Raw genomic sequence first — 1,830 nt, forward strand, 5'->3', positions numbered from 1 at the left:
CACGCACCACCCGACACCCAATCCGAGGCGTCGTCGATGCGCCTCGCGGGATGCGATCGGCGTGCTCACTGCTACGTCGTCCGACAGCAACTCGTCCGGTCGAGTATGCACCGAGCGGCGGTCCGCGCCCGTGTTCTCGCGCCCGGTCTGTGAGAATCGGTACATGCCACGCATCCCGTCGCCCGCTGCCGCTCACGTCGGTGCCCGCATCCAGGCACTGCGCAAGGAACGCGGCCTGTCCCAGGATCAGCTCGCGGCGGCCACCGGCATCAACTCCGCGAACATCCGTTCGTATGAGTCTGGGCGCGCACTCGCGGCACTGCCGTCGCTCGTGCGTCTGGGCGAAGCTCTCGACGTCGGACCTGAGCAGCTCATCGAGGGCCTCACCACGGAGATGCTCGCTCCGCGAGCGAAGAGCTCGTCGCCGTGATCGGAGTGGCGCGTGATGTCGCGGCCGCGAGCACTACCACGATGTCCGAAGGGAAGGATGGCCTGATGAACCACTTAACCGACGCCGAGGAAGCGAACCGACGATGCCTTTGACTCTCGATCCCATCCTGCGCAGCGCGGGAATCGCTCCCGATAGCGCTCAGGTGATCCGCCACGCGTACGTCAAGGAGCACGAGGACACCGGGAGCAGTGGCATACATGCAGACTCGACGGACGACGAAATCATGGCCTACACCGCCAGCCAGTCCTCGAACACGCGCAAGTTCCCGGCTGACCCGCCTCGCTACTGGATCGTCTTCATCCCGGACGGCGGCGACCGCGCGCGGCTGTGGTCTGTCGTGGAGAACCGGGGTGAGATCTCGAATGACGGTGAGCGCCGGATCTTCGACCTCGAGATCTCAGCGCACCTGGCTGACTTGAGGAACCGGCTTGTCATCGGATGGCGCTCGCCTCGCACCTGGCGGCTCACGGGACCCACAGCCGCCGGCTACCCGGTGCTGGAGATCGCGGATGCACAGCCGATCCCGTTCCCCGGCTTCGATCGCCTCGTCCTCGATCACGAGCAGCTCCAGGCAGTGATGCGTGAACACCGCTACGCAAGCTGGCGCACCGCCCTCTCCTCCGTCGCGGGCATCTACCTGATCACGGACACCAGCGACGGCCGTCAGTACGTTGGCAAGGCCGACGGCGCGGAGAGCATCCGCCAGCGCTGGGGTGCGTATGCGACCAATGGCCACGGTGGCAACGTCGAGCTGCGCAACGTCGATGCCGCGAGCTTCCGTTTCTCGCTGCTGCGCGTGTTCGATCCCGCGACGCCGACGAAGGTGATCGACGAGGCCGAGAGCCACTTCAAGCTCGCGCTGGACTCGCGCAAGCACGGGCTGAACCGGAACTGATCACTGCTACGAGGCTCCGTCGGCGTTCTGACGCTCCTACATGCTCGCCTCCGACTCTGCTGGCATCACTGCCGTGGCGATCTTCTCGGCGATGACCTGCACGGAGTCGCGCGCCGTCTCGAAACCGGCGAGGTCCGGGAGGAAACCGCTGTACTCGGCCACGTCCTTGAACGTCACCTCGTTGAGCACAGGGATGAGGGTGGACTTGCCGAGCAGGACGCCCAGCTCGCGCTCGGTCCAGAAGCGCCCCGTCAGGTACGCCGGTGTGAGGAGCACGACGCCGGAGCGCGCGGCGCGCAGTCCCTTGTCCATCTGGAGCGACTGACTGCGGCCCGGCACGATCGCGACCTCGTCGAACCAGACGCGGACGCCGAGCTCCTCGACCTCCGACTTCAACTCGGTGGCGACCCTCGAGCCGTCGATGCGCGCATAGCTGAGAAACAGGCTCTTCGCGGTTCGTGGTGAATGACCCTGCTGTGGCGGG

3 protein-coding genes are annotated in these 1,830 nt (G+C 66.3%); 2 read left to right on the forward strand and 1 reads right to left on the reverse strand.

Going from position 1 to position 1,830, the window contains the following annotated elements; genetic code table 11:
* The first annotated feature begins 163 nt into the window (after positions 1-163).
* Positions 164-430 carry a helix-turn-helix domain-containing protein gene (locus G510_RS17030; protein ID WP_157560688.1) on the forward strand — a complete coding sequence of 89 codons (267 nt, stop codon included), beginning with the start codon at positions 164-166 and terminating at the stop codon, positions 428-430.
* A 163-nt stretch (positions 431-593) separates the two neighbouring features.
* Positions 594-1,346, forward strand: a complete 753-nt coding sequence (locus G510_RS0113270; RefSeq protein ID WP_245563363.1) for a GIY-YIG nuclease family protein — start codon at positions 594-596, stop codon at positions 1,344-1,346.
* Positions 1,347-1,382: 36 nt separating this feature from the next.
* Here G510_RS0113270 and G510_RS17035 read toward each other — a convergent pair.
* A partial coding sequence (locus tag G510_RS17035; protein WP_029154000.1) for a toll/interleukin-1 receptor domain-containing protein occupies positions 1,383-1,830 on the reverse strand: 448 nt, incomplete at its 5' end.

This window comes from Microbacterium gubbeenense DSM 15944, from assembly GCF_000422745.1.
Classification (GTDB): Bacteria; Actinomycetota; Actinomycetes; order Actinomycetales; family Microbacteriaceae; genus Microbacterium; species Microbacterium gubbeenense.

Excerpts from the sequence above, each read along its gene's own strand:
- G510_RS17030 (WP_157560688.1), top strand. The coding sequence starts at position 164 with ATGCCACGCATCCCGTCGCCCGCTGCCGCTCACGTCGGTGCCCGCATC.